This window comes from Chromatiales bacterium 21-64-14 (genome assembly GCA_002255365.1).
Lineage (GTDB): Bacteria > Pseudomonadota > Gammaproteobacteria > 21-64-14 > 21-64-14 > 21-64-14.
Genome location: NCBI01000007.1, coordinates 35,662 through 51,781 on the forward strand (window position 1 = coordinate 35,662; position 16,120 = coordinate 51,781).

The following is a 16,120-nucleotide window of genomic DNA, read 5'->3' on the forward strand; positions in this document are numbered from 1 at the left end:
GCACCGTGGTCGACTCGACTCAAACGCGAGGTGTCCCGTTCGACTGGCTGGACCGGTTCCTGGAACAGTCGAAGCACGAGAATCTGCTGGTGGAGGCAGTGCCCGGTACCGCGTTGCGCCCCGCCCGCGAACTGCGTGTGGATCCCGAGGACTGGGGCGGGATCGCGCGCCTCGCAGCCCGCACGGGACTGCGCTGGTGCGGCGTTTGGGGCGAGCACCGCGGGCCGCAACTCTGGGTGAGCGCCTGTTTCGAGCACCAGGGCGACTATCTGGTGGTGCGCACCGTGGTAGACGTGGCGACGCCTATCCTGCCGTCCCATGTGCCCCACTATGCCGCGGCGGACCGCCCCGAGCGCCACCTGCAAGATCTGTTCGGGATCGCCTTCATGGATCACCCGGACGTGCGTCGGTGGGTGCGCCACCAGGCTTGGCCGGACAAGGTCTATCCCCTGCGTAGCGACTGCCCGGCCGCAGGGGAGCCGTTGCCGGAGACCCGCGGGGACAATACCTATCCATTTCTGCGTGCCTACGGCTCCGGGGTGTACGAGATTCCAGTGGGTCCGGTGCACGCGGGGATCATCGAGCCCGGGCACTTCCGATTCCAGGCGGTGGGCGAGACGGTGCTCAATCTGGAGGCGCGGTTGGGCTATGCCCACAAGGGGATCGAGAAGATCGCGGAGGGGCGTGACGCGGTGGGCCTGGCGCGGCTTGCCGCCCGGGTGTCCGGTGATTCCACTGTGGCCCATGCTTGGGCGGCCTGCATGGCGATGGAACGTGCCGCGGGGATCGAGGTGCCGGGCCGGGCCCTGGCGGTGCGCGGGGTGCTGGCGGAGCGCGAGCGGGTGGCCAACCACCTTGGGGATATCGGAGCGATCTGCAACGACGTCGGTTTCGCCTTCGCCTGGTATCAATTCAGCCGGCTGCGGGAGCTGTGGCAGCGCGACAGCGCGCGGGTGTTTGGCCATCGTTTGTTGTACGACGTGATCGTTCCCGGTGGCGTGGTGGTGGACGTGGCGCCGGAGGAGCGCGCGGAGCTGTCGCGGCGCGCCGCGGACCTGAGACGGGAACTGGAGGAGCTGGCGGTCATCGTGGAGGAGAACACCGCCTTGCAGGACCGTCTCGTCGGCACCGGGGTGCTGACGCTGGATGCTGCGTCGCGCCTCGGTGTGCTGGGGTACGTGGCGCGTGCCAGCGGGATCGGGCGGGACCTGCGGCACGACGCGCCGTACGCGCCCTACCAGGATCTGGACGTGCGCGTCCCGGTGTTCCAGGAAGGCGATGTGGCGGCACGGGTACGGGTGCGGGTGGACGAGATCCGCGTCGCCTTGGGCCTGCTCGAACACCTGCTGGACCGGTTGCCGGACGGCGGCGTACGGGCACCGTGGCAGGATCCCGCAGAGGATGCCGAGGGGCTGGGGCTGGTGGAGGGCTGGCGCGGCGAGATCCTCTGCTACGTGCGCTTCGGCGCCGGCGGCAGGGTGAGCCGTTACTTCCCGCGCGATCCCAGCTGGCTCAACTGGCCGGCCTTGGAGGTGCTGGTGCGGGAGAACATCGTGCCGGATTTTCCGGTATGCAACAAGTCGGTGAACGGGTCCTACTCGGGTCACGACCTGTAGCCGGTATCCGGTGAGGAGCTACAGATGCTGAGGACGTTGCGCAAGATCGCCCGCGTGGGCGTGGTCACGGAGCCGGTGCCGGACGGTCCGGCCCTGGAGGCGGTGGGCGAACGGCTGCATGCCGTGGTCATGGCGCGCTTCGCCGGCAGCCTCGCGATCCGGCAGGTGGACGCGGGCTCCTGCAACGGCTGTGAGCTGGAGATCCAAGCCCTCGACAACCCGTACTATGATATCGAGCGCTTCGGCGTCCACTTCGTGGCTTCCCCGCGCCACGCGGACCTGTTGCTGGTCACCGGTCCGGTATCGCGCCATATGGAGGCGGCTTTGCGCGCCACCTATGAGGCGATGCCGGAACCGAAGCGGGTGATCGCGGTGGGCGACTGCGGTGCCGACGGGGGGGAATTCGGGATCTCCTATGCCAGCTGTGGTGCGGTGGCCAACGTGATCCCGGTGGACGGGGTGATCCGCGGTTGCCCCCCGGAGCCGGGGCGGTTGCTGCGCGGTATCCTCGAGCTATTATTGCGGAGTCCCGTCCCCGCGCACGCCGGCGTGGCCCATCAGCCGAAATAGTCCGGTCCGTTACCCGGTTTCCACTTGATGTTGCACCCGAGACTCGCGCGTTGCTCCGCGGGGACCGGCCGCCCCGCCAGTACTGCCTCCACGGCGGCGGACAGGTCTTTGCCAGTCACCGGAGTATCGCTGCGCGGGCGGGCGGCGTCGAACTGGCCGCGGTAGACGAGCCGCCGTTTTCCGTCGAACAGGAAGAAGTCCGGGGTGCACGCCGCCCGGTAGGCCTTCGCCACCTCCTGGCTCGCGTCGTACAGATACGGGAAGGTATAGCCGATGGTGCGAACCTCTTCCACCATCTTTTCCGGCGCGTCGTCAGGGTAGTGGTCTACGTCGTTGGCGTTGATGCCCACCGCCGCCAAGCCCTTCGGTTGGTAGCGGCGCACCACCTCGGCGAGTTTGTGCCGCAGGTGCTGCACGTAGGGACAGTGGTTGCACAGGAACATCACCAGCAAGGCCGGCGTATCCTTGAAATCCTCCAGCGCGATCTCCCGGCCGCTGGCCGGTTCGGGCAGGCGAAACGCCGGCGCCGGCGTGCCGAGTTCCAACATGGTCGATTCGGTGCGTGCCATGGGTTCCTCCGTGGCGGTCCCGCGCTTCGTCCGGTTCGCGGGTCCGATCTGTTCCAGATCCATTCTAACAGGAATTCCGGCGGCGGAACGGCGCACCGGAAAACCCTTGCAAGGCGCGCGGGTGCGCGCAACACTCTGCGGCCATGAGCCGACCGTTGGAAACCGGGGGCGCTCCGGCGCCCGACATCCGGCGGGTCGCCGGCCAAGACACGGTGCAGTGCCTGGGGGATTGGACCGTGGAACGGCTCGGCATCCTGCAAGCCCGGATCGACACCATCCCCTGGCCCGATGGGCGCGTGGTGCTGGATGGCGCCAACGTCAGTTCCATGGATACGGCCGGAGCCTTCCTGTTGTGCCGTACGCTGCGTGGTCTCGAACAGGCGGGGCGGCAGGTGTCGGTAGAGGGCCTGCGCCCGGAGCTCTCCGACTTGCTGATGCTCATCCGCAGCCCGGCGCTGTCCGAGGTGGAGATGCCGGCGCTGCCGCGGACCGGACGGCTCGAGCATCTGGGGCGCAACACCTGGTCCCGGGTGGAGCAGGCGGCCGGCCTGTTGACGTTTCTGGGTGAGATCTTCGTAACCCTGCTACGCTGGGTCCGCCACCCTGGGCGGGTGCGCGCGCGCTTGGTGCTCAGCGGGATCCAGGTGGCGGGCTGCAACGCGCTGCCGATCCTCGGTCTGCTGACGTTTCTGCTGGGTGTGGTGATCGCCTATCAGGGTGGTGCGCAGCTACGCTACTACGGGGCCAACATCTTCATCGCGGATCTGGTGGGCTTCTCCATGCTGCGGGAACTGGCCCCGCTGATGACCGCCATCATCGTGGCGGGGCGCACCGGTTCGGCCTACGCGGCGCAGATCGGCACCATGCAGGTGAACGAGGAGATCGACGCACTGCGTACCATGGGCGTCGCGCCCATGGAGGTGCTGGTAGTACCCAAGCTGTTGGCCCTGATCATCGCGCTTCCGCTGCTCACCGTGTATGCGGACGCCATGGGTGTGCTGGGCGGCATGGTCATGGCACAGTTGCAGCTCGGCGTCAGCATGACGGCGTTCCTGACCCGGTTCGAATCCGCAGTGACCTTGCCGTCCTATCTCCTGGGGATCTCCAAGGCGCCGATGTTTGCGGGCATTATCGCCGTCGTGGGTTGTTATCAGGGTTTCCGGGTGACCGGCAGCGCTGATAGTGTGGGGCGCCAGACCACAGTCAGCGTGGTGCAGTCCATCTTCCTGATCATCGTGGTTGACGCAGCCTTCTCCGTGGTGTTCAGTTGGATGGGAGTGTGAGGTGACCGGGAAGGAGGGCGAGCCGCTGGTGGAGGTGCGGGAGCTGACCACTCGCTTCGGTTCCACCGTCGTCCACGATCGCATAAGCCTGACGGTTCGCCGCGGGGAGATCTTCGCTATCGTGGGGGGTAGTGGATCGGGCAAGTCTACCCTGTTGCGGGAGATGCTGCTGCTGCACCGTCCGGTGTCCGGGATTATCCGCTTGTTCGGGCAGGACGTGGCGAGCTTGGGTGACGGCGCGTTGTTGGCACTGCGCCGGCGTACCGGAGTGCTGTTTCAGCGCGATGCCCTGTTCAGTTCCATGACGGTGCTGGAGAATGTCGGGATGCCCCTGCGGGAGCATACGCGTCTGGCCGATACCCTGATCGACGGGATTGCTGCTATGAAGATCGCCATGGTGGGTCTGCCGGCGGACAGCGCGGCGAAGCAGCCCAGCCAGCTCAGCGGCGGCATGCGCAAACGCGCGGGGCTCGCGCGAGCCCTGGCCTTGGACCCGGAACTGGTGTTCCTGGACGAGCCGACCTCGGGGCTGGATCCGGTGAGCGCCGGGGAATTGGATGAACTGGTAGTGCAACTGCGTGACAGTCTGGGGCTGACCGTGGTAATGGTCACTCATGACTTGGATAGCCTGTGGCGGGTGGCGGACCAGGTGGCGATGCTGGGCGCGGGGCGCTTGGTGGGAGAGGGTCCGGTGGCGGAACTCTATGCCTCGGAGCATCCATTGGTGCAGGCGTTCTTCCAGGGTGCGCGGGGGCGTGGAGCGGCGAGCCAGCAATGGAACCCAAGGTAAACTACGCACTGGTGGGGCTGTTCGTGGTGCTGCTGGGCGGCGCGCTGATCGGCGGCAGCCTGTGGCTGGCCACCGGTTCCCTGCGCCAGACCTACGACCCCTATTACATCTTTATCAACGAGTCGGTATCGGGACTCAACAACGACGCCCCGGTGAAATACCGCGGTGTTGCGGTGGGCCGGGTGCGCCAGATTGAACTGGCCCCCGGCAACCCGGAGCAGGTGCGGCTCACGGTGGAGATCCGGCACGGCACCCCGGTGAAGGAGAACACGGTGGCGAGTCTGCGCCTGCAAGGCCTCACCGGTATTGCTTATGTGGAACTGAGCGGCGGGACCCGGGACGCGCCACCGCTCACGGCGACTGCCGGCCACCGGATCCCGGTGATCCGCAGCGAACCGTCGTTTTTGGCCCGTCTGGACTCGAACTTCTCTGAGCTGCTGAACAACGTGACCTCGATGTCGCGGGAACTGGCCGATCTGCTCAATGGGCCGAACCGCAAGGCGATCGGCCAGACCCTGCAACACGTGGAGACGGTGACCGCCAACCTGGCCCGGCAGACCGACACGCTGGATCGGGCCCTGGGCAACGCGGCCAGCACCCTGCAGCATACCGCGACCGCTACTGCGGGCTTGGATAAGACCTTCCGGAGCATCGGCCAGAGCGCGGCCTCCCTCCAGCGCATGTCCGATACCCTGGCGCATACCGCTGATGGTTTGAGCAAGACGTTGCAGACCACCAGCCCCGGGCTGGAGCAGTTCACCGACACCACCCTCCCGGAGGTGCAGGGATTGGTGGTGGATCTGCGCCGGCTGGTGGCGAACCTGCAACAGACCAGCGACGCCCTACGCCGTGACCCGCGGAGCCTGCTGTTCGGGCGTCAGCCGGCGCCACCGGGGCCCGGCGAATGAACGCGCCTTACCAGGGCACGGGAGAGAAGGCGATGGCCCGGCATTACACCTGCGGTGGGCGGCGTGCGGGTGCGTTCCGCGGATTCGTGGTGTTCCTGCTCTGGGTGGTCATTCCCCTGGGGGGGGGATGCAGCGTCCTGGGTCCCGTGCCCGCCCCGAACCCCAAGCAGTATCTGCTCACCTTGCCGGAGGCGCACGCACCGGCCGCGGTGGGTGGCACGCTGGTGATCGCCGTGGATCCGCCGTCTGCCTTGCCGGGTTTTCAGGATCGAGGCATGGCCTACGTGCCCCGTGCCCAGGAGTTGGACTACTACGCTCGCAATCAATGGGTGAGTGCCCCGGCGCGGATGTTAGAGCCACTGCTGGTGCAGGCCCTGGCGCAGCACGGCGGTTTCCGCGCGGTGGTGACCGCGTCCACCGGAGTGCCGGCGGATCTGCGTTTGGAGACGCAGATCCTGCGCCTGCAGCAGGAGTTTACGGTGCGCCCCAGCCGGGTCCGCTTCACCCTGCGCGCTTGGCTGCTGGATGGCCGTACACGCCAGATCCTGGCGACGCGGGTGTTCGAGGCGGTGGCGCCGGCGCCCGGGAACGATCCTTACAGCGGTGTACAGGCGGCCAATCGCGCGGTGCGCCAGGTGCTGGGGCGGGTGGTGACCTTCTGCGGTAACGAGGCCCGGTCGCTGCATGGGGACGGCTCGGCCGGGCGGTCCTCGAAGTAGGGCGATCTGTCCAAGCCGAATGCGGCCCTGGCCTGCCGGGTCGCCCTGCGCGGTTTGAATCGTCAGCCCAGAAAGGACAGGATCCGCTGCAGACGTCCGGGCGGGGACGCGGAATTCCGCGGTGGCGCCGGATCCGGTGTGCACCGCCCCCGGCCTTGATCGCGGAACGATGCCAGCTGCGCGTCGGCATAGGCGTCGGCGGCGATCTCGGTGTTGCGCCCCGGCACCTGACGGGTGGCGCGCAGGTAATGGAACGCCTCGTGGGCGAAGATCCATATCAGGGCTTGATCCAGGTTCCCCAGGCGGGTACGGCCGCGGACCTGGACCCATTCGCGCCCGGTCTTCGGGTCATACAACCACGCACCCTTGCGGCAGCCTTTGGGCACGGCAGGGAACGATCCGTCGGCGTCCCGATACAGGGGCGGCTTGCGGGTGGTGGTCGAAGTGGGGAACGGTCCCGGCAGTTTGCAGGAGATCCGGTAGGTGGGCCGCTCCCGGGTGGGTAGCCAGCAGCAGCCGTACACCCCCTGGTAGCGGGCGCTACCGTGGTCGATGCGGACCCATTCCAGCGCGCCGGTGTCGTAGCGGGCGAGCATCGCCTGCATCCAGGCAATGCCCGCCTCGGCGGGTTCGTTCAACCGGATCCTTAGCAGCATGGGGCGGGTGCCTCGGGGCGGCGCGGGCTCACAGGTTGTATCCGCTCTCCTCGTGGAGTGCCACGTCGAGCCCTTCCGCCTCCTGCTCGGGGGAGACCCGCAGGCCGATGACGGCATCGATCACCTTCAGCAACACGAAGCTGACGCCGCCGGACCATGCCAGGGTGGCCATGACCCCGATGAACTGCACCCATACCTGGTGACCCACGGTAACCCCGGCTGCCAATCCAACGCCCCCCAGGCTCGCACTGGCGAACACCCCGGTGAGCAGAGTGCCGATGATCCCGCCCACGCCGTGCACGGGGAACACGTCCAAGGAGTCGTCGATGTGAAACCGTCGCTTGATGAGGTTGGTGGCCACGAAGCACACGACCCCGGCGCTGGCGCCGATAGCCACGGCCCCCAGCGGACCGACGAAGCCGGACGCCGGGGTGATAGTGCCGAGCCCCGCCACCATACCGGTGACAATCCCGAGCACGCTGGGCTTGCCGTAACGCAGCCACTCACTGATCATCCAGGCCAGGCACCCGGACGCGGCCCCGATGTGGGTGACCAGCATCGCCATGCCGGCGGAGCCGTTGGCGGCCAGGGCGCTACCCGCGTTAAAACCGAACCAGCCCACCCACAGCATGCCCGCACCGGTGACTGTCATGGTCAGGTTGTGGGGTGGCATGGGCGTCGAGGGAAAGCCGCGCCGCCGTCCCAGCACCAAGGCGGCCACCAGGGCGGCGATACCCGCATTGACGTGTACCACCGTGCCCCCCGCGAAATCCATGAGTCCGAGTTGCGCGAGCCAGCCGCCGCCCCATACCCAATGACACACCGGCGCATAAACCAGCGCCAGCCATAGGCCACTGAACCACAGCATCGCGGAGAAACGCATGCGTTCCGCGTAGCCGCCCACGATCAAGGCTGGGGTGATGATGGCGAAGGTCATTTGGAACATCACGTACACGGTCGTCGGGACATCCCCCTTGAGGGCGTGGATCCCGACACCGGAGAGCATCGCCTGGTGCAGGCCGCCGATCCACCGCTGGAGGGAATCGCCGTTGCCGAATGCCAGACTGTAGCCGAACAGCAGCCACAGGACCGAGACCAGGGCGGTGATGGCGAAACACTGCATGAGTACCGAGAGGACGTTCTTGCTACGCACCAGTCCGCCGTAGAATAGAGCGAGGCCCGGGATGGTCATGAACAGCACCAGGGCCGTGGCGGTAAGCAGCCACGAGGTATTGGCGGGGTTCAGATGGGCGCCGGTTTGAGCCAGGGCGGGGAGCGGAACGGTGGCGGAGGTCAGCAACAGATAGCGGAGTCCGCGCAGGTGATGCCTGCAGGGGGTCATGTCGGGCCCTTTATTCTATTGAATGGGGTGGTTTTACTACAGGGCGTCCGGTCCGGTTTCGCCAGTACGGATCCGAACCACTTGCTCCAAGGGGTGGACGAAGATCTTGCCGTCTCCGATCTTACCGGTACGGGCGGAGCCGATGACGGTCTCCACGACGCGCTCCACCATGTCGTCGTCCACGGCCACTTCCAGCTTGATCTTGGGCAGGAAATCCACCACGTACTCCGCCCCGCGATAGAGTTCCGTGTGGCCCTTCTGGCGGCCGAAACCCTTGACCTCGGTGGCGGTGATGCCCTTTACGCCGATTTCAGAGAGCGCCTCGCGGACGTCGTCCAGCTTGAACGGCTTAATGATCGCGGTCACCATCTTCATCCAGGCATTCTCCGTTGGCCGATGCCGGGTAGACGGCTGCGTTCCCGCAGCGCGGGTATACCCGGTCGGTCAGTGTGGGCACGTAGGTATTGTCCATCATAGCCCGAAAACAGTGCGTTTGTTAATCTTCCGTGTCCGTCGGGTGACCAACACGCATTCCGCGGTGCTGGCGAGGGGAGGATAACGGATGGTGGCTCGTCTAGATAAGGGAACGGAGCACCTGCAGGTGCCCTGTGTGGTGGGTGTAGGCTGCGCGGGATCCGCGTCCCCGGCCGCCGGCCGCCGTCGTTGGACGTGGGGCCGCGGGCGGTGAGGGGCCTCGCGCAAATCCTCACGCGTCCACCGGAACAATGGTGGCTTTGGACCGCTGCCGTGGCGGTGGTGTTCATTGCATTGCTGATCCTGCGGCGATGGTGGAGACGTAGCGCCGAGTCACGCCGGATCCGTCGTATCTTGCGTCGGCTCTGTGCCGACCTGCTGCGCGATGTGGTGATCCCCGACGGTGTGGGCGGCGTGCTGCAGCTTGACTGGCTGCTGTTGGTCCAGGGAGGCGTCGTGGTGCTGGATATCAAGCCCTACCCCGGGATGCTGTTCGGCGCGCAGCATATCAACCAATGGACCCAGGTCATCCGGGGCGGCAGCTACAAATTTCCAAATCCGCTCCACGCCAATCGGACACGGGTACAAGCGGTGCGCGAGGCGATCCCCGGTATGCCGGTGGACGGCCGCGTGGTGTTTCCCCGCGACGGCCAATTTCCGAAGGGACGCCCGGATGGGGTTTCATCCCTGGACCACCTGGCCCAGGATCTGGGGCCGTGGGCGGGAATGGAAGTCGGAGCGCCCTATCGCGCCCTGTGGGACCAGTTCAAGGCGAGCCTGACGCAGGCCGATAGGCCCTTGCAGACGCGGGCCTAATTGGTGGTGGGAGGGACGGTGACCACGACCCCGGAGTTCCCATGGATGCTCCCACGGTGCTGGAGACACAGATACTGGATCGCCTCCAGGAGGTCCTGGAAGCGCATCCTGCGGGCCTCAGCGAATATCTCCTGTTCAAGCGCCTGAAGGAAGAGGGCAGTCCCCCGTTCGCTGCCGCCAGCTTCGATTCCTCCGTGGGCCTCTATGCGGCCCATTTTCTGTTGTTCCATTGGCTGTACCGGTTACAGGACCGCCGCTGCCGGGAGCGGCGCGGTGGTCTGGAGATCCACTGCCTGAAGATCCGTCTGCTTCCGTTTCGGAGCGCGGCCGGGGGGTTGCCGGCACCGCATGACTCGCTGCGCGATTACTACCTCGATCTGGAGCATCTGCGGGGCATTACTCCTGGCGACGTGGATCGGCTGTTAAACCAGTTCTGGGCCCGTTTCCGCAACCGGGACCGCTGTCACGACGCCCTCAAGGTATTGGGGCTGGAGGCTGGGGCGTGTGCGCGCGACATCCAACGGCGCTACCGGCGCCTCGCCATGAAACATCACCCGGACCGCGGCGGAGATACTGCCCGCTTCCAGGAGATCCACGCGGCCATGCAGGTGTTGGCAGGACGACGTGGTTAATGGGCCCCGGGGTGCCCGTTGCTCCGGTTAAAGGGGGTCTGGGGGGCGCCGATATCTACAATGAATCCATTCACGCGCGGCGCCCGGACCCATGCCGCCGGGGGTGGCCGGTGGCGATATGCCCGGCGACTGGCGCGCATCCTTTAGGTGGAGAATTCATGGCGATTCCGGACTCCGTAACCCAGTACCTGCGGCAGCGGGCGGTCCCATTCCGCGAGTTGCCGCACGCCCCGACGGAGACTCTTCGGCAGGCCGCTGAGACGACTCAGACCCCCCTCGGGCAACTCGCCCGGGCGGTGCTCCTCAAGGGGCCCAAGCGTATGTTGATGGCGGTGTTGCCCGCCACCCACATCCTCGACTTCGATGCCTTGTGCAAGCAGTTGGAGTGCGATCTGGAGCCGGTGGGCGAGGATGAGGTGGGGCGGATTTGTCAGGATTGCGAACTCGGGTCCGTCCCCCCCTTGGGGCAGGCCTACGGCATCCCGGTCATCCTGGATGAGAGTCTCCTGCAAACGGGAGAGGTCTATTTCGAACCAGGATCCCGCAGCAGTCTGCTGGCGGTCCAACCCACCGATTTCCTCAACCTGCAGCCCAACGCTTGGCGCGGCAGCTTCGCGCGTCCGGTGGTGGATTTGGTGCGCCCGGATTTCGATCTCGACGACGTGGCCAGCCAACCGGATGGGCCGCAGCAGTTCACGCCCTTGCGTATCCGCGACCGGATCCAGGAAATCCACGATCTTCCGCCGATTCCGGAGATGGCCCACCGGCTACTGGAACTGAGTCTGAACCCGCTGGCGGACGCCGACGATCTGGCCCACGTGGTGCAGCTCGACCCCAGCTTGGCGGCCCAGGTGGTGAGCTATGCCACGTCGCCGTTCTACGGGTACCGGGGACGCGTGGATTCAGTGCGCGACGCCATCACCCGGGTGCTGGGATTCGACATGGTGATGAATATGGGGCTCGGGATCGCTATCGGCAAATCCCTGCGTATCCCCCATGAAGGGCCCCTGGGAATGAAGGCCTATTGGCGTCATGCGATCTATACCGCCGCCCTCACCGAGCGGCTCGCCACCTCGTTGCCGCGGGAATTCCGGATCCGTCCGGGTATGGCGTACCTGGCGGGGCTGCTGCACGATTTCGGACACCTGCTCCTCGGCCACGTGTTCAAGCCCGGCTTCATTCTCCTGAACCGCTTTATCTCGGTGAACCCGGAGATTCCGATCACCGATCTCGAGACCTATGTGCTCGGCGTGCGGCACGACCAGATCGGGGCTTGGCTGATGCGTTCCTGGGGCATGCCGGAGGAATTGCTGGTGGCAGTACGCTGGCATCATCACGAGGCGTATTGGGATCAGCACGCGCTCTATTCCCATTTGGTTCTGGTGGCGGATCGCCTGCTGAAGCGCCAGGGGATCGGGGACGCGGCGGACGGCACGCTGCCCGCGGCGGTGTTGGAGATGCTGGAACTGACCGAAGAGCAGGCGTTGGTGGTCCTCGGGTACGTCATGGAATCCTGCGAGGCCCTGGATACGCTGGTGAGCCAGATGGCCGCCTGACCGCGCGGGGAGGCGGTCATGGAACGCCGGCGGGTTTACTGCGGCCCCGGTGGGTGGCCGGCCAGCAGCGCGCGCTTCAAACCCCCGTCGGCAGGATGATCCCCAAGCCAGATCCGTAGCAGTGCGCGGTAGAAATCCGCCCCCGGGATCACGCCCCGCTCCCGGCCCCGAACTGTCACTCGCGTGCCGATGCCCGGCACATAATCCAGCAGCACCGCATCGCCCCGATGCAGGGTTTCGAACATCGCGTTGAAGGCGGTGATGCGCGCGCTCAGGGCCTGAAATTCCGTGCTGCCAAGGTTGGCTCGGAAGCCTTCGAGCCAGCCGCCCACCAGTTGGCTTCGGCTGACCCGGTAGTAGAGAAAGTGCATCCAGATCCGCTTCGGTCCGGGCTGGGACAGTACCCCGTTCAGGGAGTCGGCGGGCCGGGGCAGATAGAGGGCCGCGACGTAGATCCGCAGGAAGTATTTGTGGCGCACCCCGACCCCATTCAGGGGCAGGACCGGGCCGTCCGGCACCGGGCGGGCACTGGTGGGTACCGGGATGCCGGCAATTTCCGCAGCGGTCGCCGGAACTTCGAGTGCCGCAATCAGGGCCGCGGCGATAAGCAGCGGCAGGGCGCGGGTCACGGGTTTCTCCTCCGGGGATGGGACGCTGTGCCCATTGTATAACCCGACGGCTTCAGTTGAAGGCGTCCGTGTCCGATGTAACGGGTAAGGGCCGCGGGCGCGTTGCCGCGCGGCCTCACGGGAGACCGCGGCGTTTCGGGAACGGCAGCGCCGGTACGGAACCCGAGCGGCGTCACCGCCGGCGCCACTCTAGGGTGTATGTAACCGCTTTAGGAGTAGGGAGTAGTCCTATGAAAAAGCAGCCTTTGCAAATGGTGGTGATCGACCTGGAGAATGGCAGGCGCGGGGTATTCATCGGGCGAGCCCTGGTGCTCGACGATTGGTCCGACGAGGATTTCCAGGTGGAAAACGTGTGGTTCACCGACGTCCAGGAAATCCCCGAGGACACGACCCTGGAACAGCTCACGGACTTCACCTTGGAACAGGTGGACTATCTGACCCAGACCCGCCAGTAACCCGCTCATCGGCCGCGTCCCTCGGGGTTCGCGCCAACGCGCTGTGCCCTTGATGGTTCCTACGGGCGCCACCCCCTCCCGTGTCCGGGTTTGCACGACATCCATAAAGCGTTACAATCGGGTCCGCGGGCAGGATGCCCGTGACCGAAAATCCGTTATGGATCTACAAGGAGGTGTTCCATGCGCACGCGATCCGCAGTGAGCGTTCTAAGCGCCCGTTCGTGGTGTACCCGCCTGACTTCCCTGGCCCTGTTGTTGGTTGCCGTTCCGGCGCACGGGTCTCTGTTGCTCTCGGAGGTGCTCTACGACGCCGTTGGGAGTGACAACGGCGGGGTTTTCGTGGAGTTGTCCGGTGCCCCCGGCACGTCTCTGGCGGGGGTGAGCCTGGAGGGGGTGAACGGTGCCGATGGCCGGGTCTATCTCACTCTGCCTTTGAGTGGTGTGATCCCGGCGTCGGGGTTGTTCGTGGTGGCCGACGATGCGGGCGATGGCTCCTCCGGGGTGGCCCGAGCGAATCTGATCACCAATTTTGACTTCCAGAACGGTCCCGATTCGATTGTTTTGCGGATGGGCGCCACGGTACTCGACGCCCTCGGTTACGGGACCTTCCCGGCGGGCTCGGTGTTCGCAGGGGAAGGCAACGCGGCGCCCGACGGGGCCGCTGGACAAAGCCTCGCCCGCATCCCCGGGATGCCTGATACCGGGGACAACCGCGCCGACTTCCGGCTCCGGGATCTCCCCACACCGGGTTCCAATGGGGTCTCTGCGGTACCGATTCCGCCTGCGGGGGCACTGTTTCTGACCGGAGCGACCACCCTGCTGGTGCCCTTGCTGGGGCGCCGACGGCGCGCCTGAGCCCGGCGCTAGGCCTTAGTCCTTTGGAGCGCCCCGGGGGTAGGGGCGCTCCCATTTTGCAGCGGCGCTATCCTTAAGGGAACGGGGAAGTCCTGCCGGTATCCGGTCCGCCGTGGCTTGTGCGGGGCGAGATCCAGGATTTCAAGGACCTTGGGGGTGAACGTGGATTTGGCTTTCATTTCCCCGCGTAACATCCTATGATCTCTTCGAATAAGAACATGTGTTTGTCATTTCGCACGTCCAATACGAACAATTTTGTTCCGTCTGGAATGCAGGGGATCCCGGAGGCCGGGCCATTGCGCTCCTCGCGGGTTCGGAGGGTCACCATGCGGATGATCAAGGGGATTGAAGGGCTCGCCGGCCCGCCAGCGGAACTGATATTGGAGCGTGACGCCTTGAGCGGCGCGCTGCTTTCCGTAACCGCGAGCCTCGCCCAGGGGCGGGATCCCGAGGCGATCCTGCACGTGATGTGTGACCAGTTGGTGGCTGCCAGTCCCCATCTGCGCTTGGCCTGGGCCTACCTGGGGGATCCCGACGTGGAGGTCATCGCGCCCACCTATAGCGCGGGGGCGGCGCGCGACTACGCCGAGTATCTCAGTCGCGGCGAGAGCCCGGAGCTGCGCTTCGGCCCGATCCGCCGCTCCCTGATGACCGACCACCCCAACGTCAGCCATATCCAGTTCGACGGCCACATCGACTCGTGGCGCGATCGGGCGTTGCAGAGCCGGCTCCGGGAGCGGGCCTGCATCCCGTTCGGGGATGCGGATGCGACTTCTGCTTCCCGCGGCGTCCTGGTGGTATATGCGGACGAACCGGATTACTTCGAGCGCATCGGCCTGGAGCCGTTTTTTGCGTTTGCGCGCCTCGCGGAGATGGCCTTGCAGCAAGCCCATCTGCGCCTGCGCCTGCAGGAACTCGCCACGGTGGATCACCTCACCGGGCTGCTCAACCGCGGCGCCCTGCAGGAGGTCCTGGACCGGGAGCACGCACGCGCGCAGCGCAGTGCACGGCCCTATTGCACGCTGCTGTTCGACTTGGACCGCTTCAAACTCATCAACGACAGTTATGGCCACGCCGTCGGTGACCAAGTGCTCACCGCGGTGGCGGCGCGTGCCCAGGAGGTGCTCCGGGAGGGGGACTGGCTGGGGCGTTGGGGTGGGGAGGAGTTTCTGTGCCTGCTACCGGAAACCGATCATCACGAGGGCTACCTGGTGGCGGAGCGACTGCGCCTGGGGATTGGCGAGACCCCCGTCGTGGCCGACGATCGCAAGCTCGACATTACGGTGAGCGTGGGTCTGGCGAGCTTCCGGCGCGACGGTGATACCTTGGCTGAACTACTGACCTGCGCCGACGCGGCCCTGTACGAGGCCAAACGCGGGGGCCGTAATCGGTTGGTGAGCAGCAACGGCCGGGCGCAGGGCATCTTCTTCATCGGCGGACAGGTCGAGGAGGCACTCAAGACCGGGCGCGTCCGCCCAGTGTACCAGCCGATTGTCGACCTGAGCAGCGGCGCGGTGGTCGCGGACGAGTCTCTGGCACGCATCGTAACCGATGACAACGGACTGCTGGAGGCCCGGGAGTTCATCGAGGCCGCCAGCCAGCTCCAGCTCATCCACCGCATCGACTATCAGATCATGCTCCAGACCATGCGCCACTGCATGAATCTGGCGGCCGGCGGCGAGCGGCGTGCCCATTTCGTGAACGTCTCGGCGGACCTGCTGCGCCACCCGGAACTGGTGGAGCGTCTGCTGGAGCAGGCACGCATCTATTGTTCCTGCGTGAAGGGTGATGGTCTGGAGAAACCACTGGTGATTGAGATCACCGAGCGGGAACTGCTCGAGGATACCGCCCACGCGCGGCGCGTGCTTACGCCCTTTCTGGACTTTGGTCTGCGGCTGGCAATCGACGATTTCGGCAGTGGCTATTCGTCGTTCCAGTATCTGGCGGATCTGCCAGTGGCGTTCCTGAAGATTGAAGGGAATCTGATCCGCCGGGTGGCCCGCGAACCGCGGGTGCGGGCGATCCTGCACGGCATCCAGGACACTGCCCGCAGCCTCGGCCTGACGACCCTCGCGGAATCGGTGGAGAACCCGGAGACCGTGGAGGTCCTGAAAGAAATCGGCGTGGACTGGGGTCAGGGGTACCATTTCGGGCGGCCCCAGGCGGTGGACACTGCCGACGATCCCGCGTTCGCCACCGTGGGGCCGGCGTAACGCAGCCGGTGCCTGGGCGTCTGCGTGGCCGTTTTCA

At 66.1% G+C, this 16,120-nt stretch carries 17 protein-coding genes; 12 read left to right on the forward strand and 5 right to left on the reverse strand.

What is annotated here, in order from left to right; all coding sequences use genetic code 11:
• The first annotated feature begins 5 nt into the window (after positions 1 to 5).
• Positions 6 to 1,616 carry a Ni,Fe-hydrogenase III large subunit gene (locus tag B7Z66_05820; GenBank protein OYV77160.1) on the forward strand — a complete coding sequence of 537 codons (1,611 nt, stop codon included), beginning with the start codon at positions 6 to 8 and terminating at the stop codon, positions 1,614 to 1,616.
• A 24-nt stretch (positions 1,617 to 1,640) separates the two neighbouring features.
• Complete coding sequence (locus B7Z66_05825; protein ID OYV77103.1) at positions 1,641 to 2,186, forward strand: hydrogenase; 546 nt, start codon at positions 1,641 to 1,643, stop codon at positions 2,184 to 2,186.
• On the opposite strand, the gene B7Z66_05830 is transcribed toward B7Z66_05825, so the two are convergent.
• Positions 2,174 to 2,755 carry a thioredoxin family protein gene (locus tag B7Z66_05830; protein OYV77161.1) on the reverse strand — a complete coding sequence of 194 codons (582 nt, stop codon included), beginning with the start codon at positions 2,753 to 2,755 and terminating at the stop codon, positions 2,174 to 2,176. The genes B7Z66_05825 and B7Z66_05830 overlap by 13 nt on opposite strands.
• A 143-nt stretch (positions 2,756 to 2,898) precedes the next feature.
• Here B7Z66_05830 and B7Z66_05835 point away from each other — a divergent pair, with 143 nt between their 5' ends.
• From B7Z66_05835 to B7Z66_05850, 4 genes are read left to right on the forward strand one after another with little or no spacing between them, the layout of a single operon-like run.
• Positions 2,899 to 4,038, forward strand: a complete 1,140-nt coding sequence (locus B7Z66_05835) for a hypothetical protein (GenBank protein ID OYV77104.1) — start codon at positions 2,899 to 2,901, stop codon at positions 4,036 to 4,038.
• Position 4,039: 1 nt separating this feature from the next.
• The gene (locus B7Z66_05840; GenBank protein ID OYV77105.1) at positions 4,040 to 4,828 is read left to right on the forward strand and encodes an ABC transporter ATP-binding protein; all 789 of its coding nucleotides are present in this window, start codon (positions 4,040 to 4,042) and stop codon (positions 4,826 to 4,828) included.
• Complete coding sequence (locus B7Z66_05845) at positions 4,813 to 5,736, forward strand: hypothetical protein (GenBank protein ID OYV77106.1); 924 nt, start codon at positions 4,813 to 4,815, stop codon at positions 5,734 to 5,736. The genes B7Z66_05840 and B7Z66_05845 overlap by 16 nt, the downstream gene beginning before the upstream one ends.
• Entirely contained in the window at positions 5,733 to 6,455 is a 723-nt protein-coding gene (locus B7Z66_05850) for a hypothetical protein (protein OYV77107.1), read from the forward strand. Before B7Z66_05845 ends, B7Z66_05850 begins: the two co-directional genes overlap by 4 nt.
• A gap of 62 nt (positions 6,456 to 6,517) precedes the next feature.
• On the opposite strand, the gene B7Z66_05855 is transcribed toward B7Z66_05850, so the two are convergent.
• The 3 genes from B7Z66_05855 to B7Z66_05865 are packed head-to-tail and all read right to left on the reverse strand — an operon-like array spanning position 6,518 to position 8,828.
• Positions 6,518 to 7,093, reverse strand: coding sequence for a hypothetical protein (locus B7Z66_05855; protein ID OYV77108.1), 576 nt, complete (start codon positions 7,091 to 7,093; stop codon positions 6,518 to 6,520).
• A gap of 46 nt (positions 7,094 to 7,139) precedes the next feature.
• Positions 7,140 to 8,453, reverse strand: coding sequence for an ammonia channel protein (locus B7Z66_05860; GenBank protein ID OYV77109.1), 1,314 nt, complete (start codon positions 8,451 to 8,453; stop codon positions 7,140 to 7,142).
• Positions 8,454 to 8,489: 36 nt separating this feature from the next.
• A complete protein-coding gene (locus B7Z66_05865) occupies positions 8,490 to 8,828 on the reverse strand; it encodes a transcriptional regulator (protein ID OYV77110.1) in 339 nt (112 codons plus the stop codon).
• Positions 8,829 to 9,059: 231 nt separating this feature from the next.
• Here B7Z66_05865 and B7Z66_05870 point away from each other — a divergent pair, with 231 nt between their 5' ends.
• Genes B7Z66_05870 through B7Z66_05880 form a run of 3 tightly spaced genes read left to right on the forward strand, consistent with a single transcriptional unit; the run spans position 9,060 to position 11,931 of the window.
• Positions 9,060 to 9,743 (forward strand): hypothetical protein, encoded by a 684-nt coding sequence (locus tag B7Z66_05870; protein ID OYV77111.1) that lies wholly within the window; start codon positions 9,060 to 9,062, stop codon positions 9,741 to 9,743.
• A gap of 41 nt (positions 9,744 to 9,784) precedes the next feature.
• A complete protein-coding gene (locus B7Z66_05875) occupies positions 9,785 to 10,375 on the forward strand; it encodes a hypothetical protein (GenBank protein ID OYV77112.1) in 591 nt (196 codons plus the stop codon).
• Positions 10,375 to 11,931, forward strand: a complete 1,557-nt coding sequence (locus B7Z66_05880) for a hypothetical protein (GenBank protein OYV77113.1) — start codon at positions 10,375 to 10,377, stop codon at positions 11,929 to 11,931. The genes B7Z66_05875 and B7Z66_05880 overlap by 1 nt, the downstream gene beginning before the upstream one ends.
• 35 nt (positions 11,932 to 11,966) lie before the next feature.
• Here the strand turns inward: B7Z66_05880 and B7Z66_05885 are convergent, their stop codons facing one another.
• The gene (locus tag B7Z66_05885) at positions 11,967 to 12,485 is read right to left on the reverse strand and encodes a hypothetical protein (GenBank protein OYV77162.1); all 519 of its coding nucleotides are present in this window, start codon (positions 12,483 to 12,485) and stop codon (positions 11,967 to 11,969) included.
• 305 nt (positions 12,486 to 12,790) lie between these two features.
• On the opposite strand from B7Z66_05885, the gene B7Z66_05890 reads away from it, so the two are divergent.
• The 3 genes from B7Z66_05890 to B7Z66_05900 all read left to right on the forward strand — a co-directional run bounded on the left by B7Z66_05890 (position 12,791) and on the right by B7Z66_05900 (position 16,083).
• Complete coding sequence (locus tag B7Z66_05890; GenBank protein ID OYV77114.1) at positions 12,791 to 13,015, forward strand: hypothetical protein; 225 nt, start codon at positions 12,791 to 12,793, stop codon at positions 13,013 to 13,015.
• A 180-nt stretch (positions 13,016 to 13,195) separates the two neighbouring features.
• Entirely contained in the window at positions 13,196 to 13,870 is a 675-nt protein-coding gene (locus tag B7Z66_05895) for a hypothetical protein (protein ID OYV77115.1), read from the forward strand.
• Between the two features lie 197 nt (positions 13,871 to 14,067).
• On the forward strand, positions 14,068 to 16,083 hold the full coding sequence (locus tag B7Z66_05900) for a hypothetical protein (protein OYV77116.1): 2,016 nt from the start codon (positions 14,068 to 14,070) through the stop codon (positions 16,081 to 16,083).
• Positions 16,084 to 16,120: the final 37 nt, after the last annotated feature.

Excerpts from the sequence above, each read along its gene's own strand:
- B7Z66_05825 (OYV77103.1), top strand. The coding sequence starts at position 1,641 with ATGCTGAGGACGTTGCGCAAGATCGCCCGCGTGGGCGTGGTCACGGAG.
- B7Z66_05830 (OYV77161.1), bottom strand. The coding sequence starts at position 2,755 with ATGGCACGCACCGAATCGACCATGTTGGAACTCGGCACGCCGGCGCCG.
- B7Z66_05835 (OYV77104.1), top strand. The coding sequence starts at position 2,899 with ATGAGCCGACCGTTGGAAACCGGGGGCGCTCCGGCGCCCGACATCCGG.
- B7Z66_05845 (OYV77106.1), top strand. The coding sequence starts at position 4,813 with ATGGAACCCAAGGTAAACTACGCACTGGTGGGGCTGTTCGTGGTGCTG.
- B7Z66_05850 (OYV77107.1), top strand. The coding sequence starts at position 5,733 with ATGAACGCGCCTTACCAGGGCACGGGAGAGAAGGCGATGGCCCGGCAT.
- B7Z66_05860 (OYV77109.1), bottom strand. The coding sequence starts at position 8,453 with ATGACCCCCTGCAGGCATCACCTGCGCGGACTCCGCTATCTGTTGCTG.
- B7Z66_05865 (OYV77110.1), bottom strand. The coding sequence starts at position 8,828 with ATGAAGATGGTGACCGCGATCATTAAGCCGTTCAAGCTGGACGACGTC.
- B7Z66_05875 (OYV77112.1), top strand. The coding sequence starts at position 9,785 with ATGGATGCTCCCACGGTGCTGGAGACACAGATACTGGATCGCCTCCAG.
- B7Z66_05880 (OYV77113.1), top strand. The coding sequence starts at position 10,375 with ATGGGCCCCGGGGTGCCCGTTGCTCCGGTTAAAGGGGGTCTGGGGGGC.
- B7Z66_05890 (OYV77114.1), top strand. The coding sequence starts at position 12,791 with ATGAAAAAGCAGCCTTTGCAAATGGTGGTGATCGACCTGGAGAATGGC.
- B7Z66_05895 (OYV77115.1), top strand. The coding sequence starts at position 13,196 with ATGCGCACGCGATCCGCAGTGAGCGTTCTAAGCGCCCGTTCGTGGTGT.
- B7Z66_05900 (OYV77116.1), top strand. The coding sequence starts at position 14,068 with ATGATCTCTTCGAATAAGAACATGTGTTTGTCATTTCGCACGTCCAAT.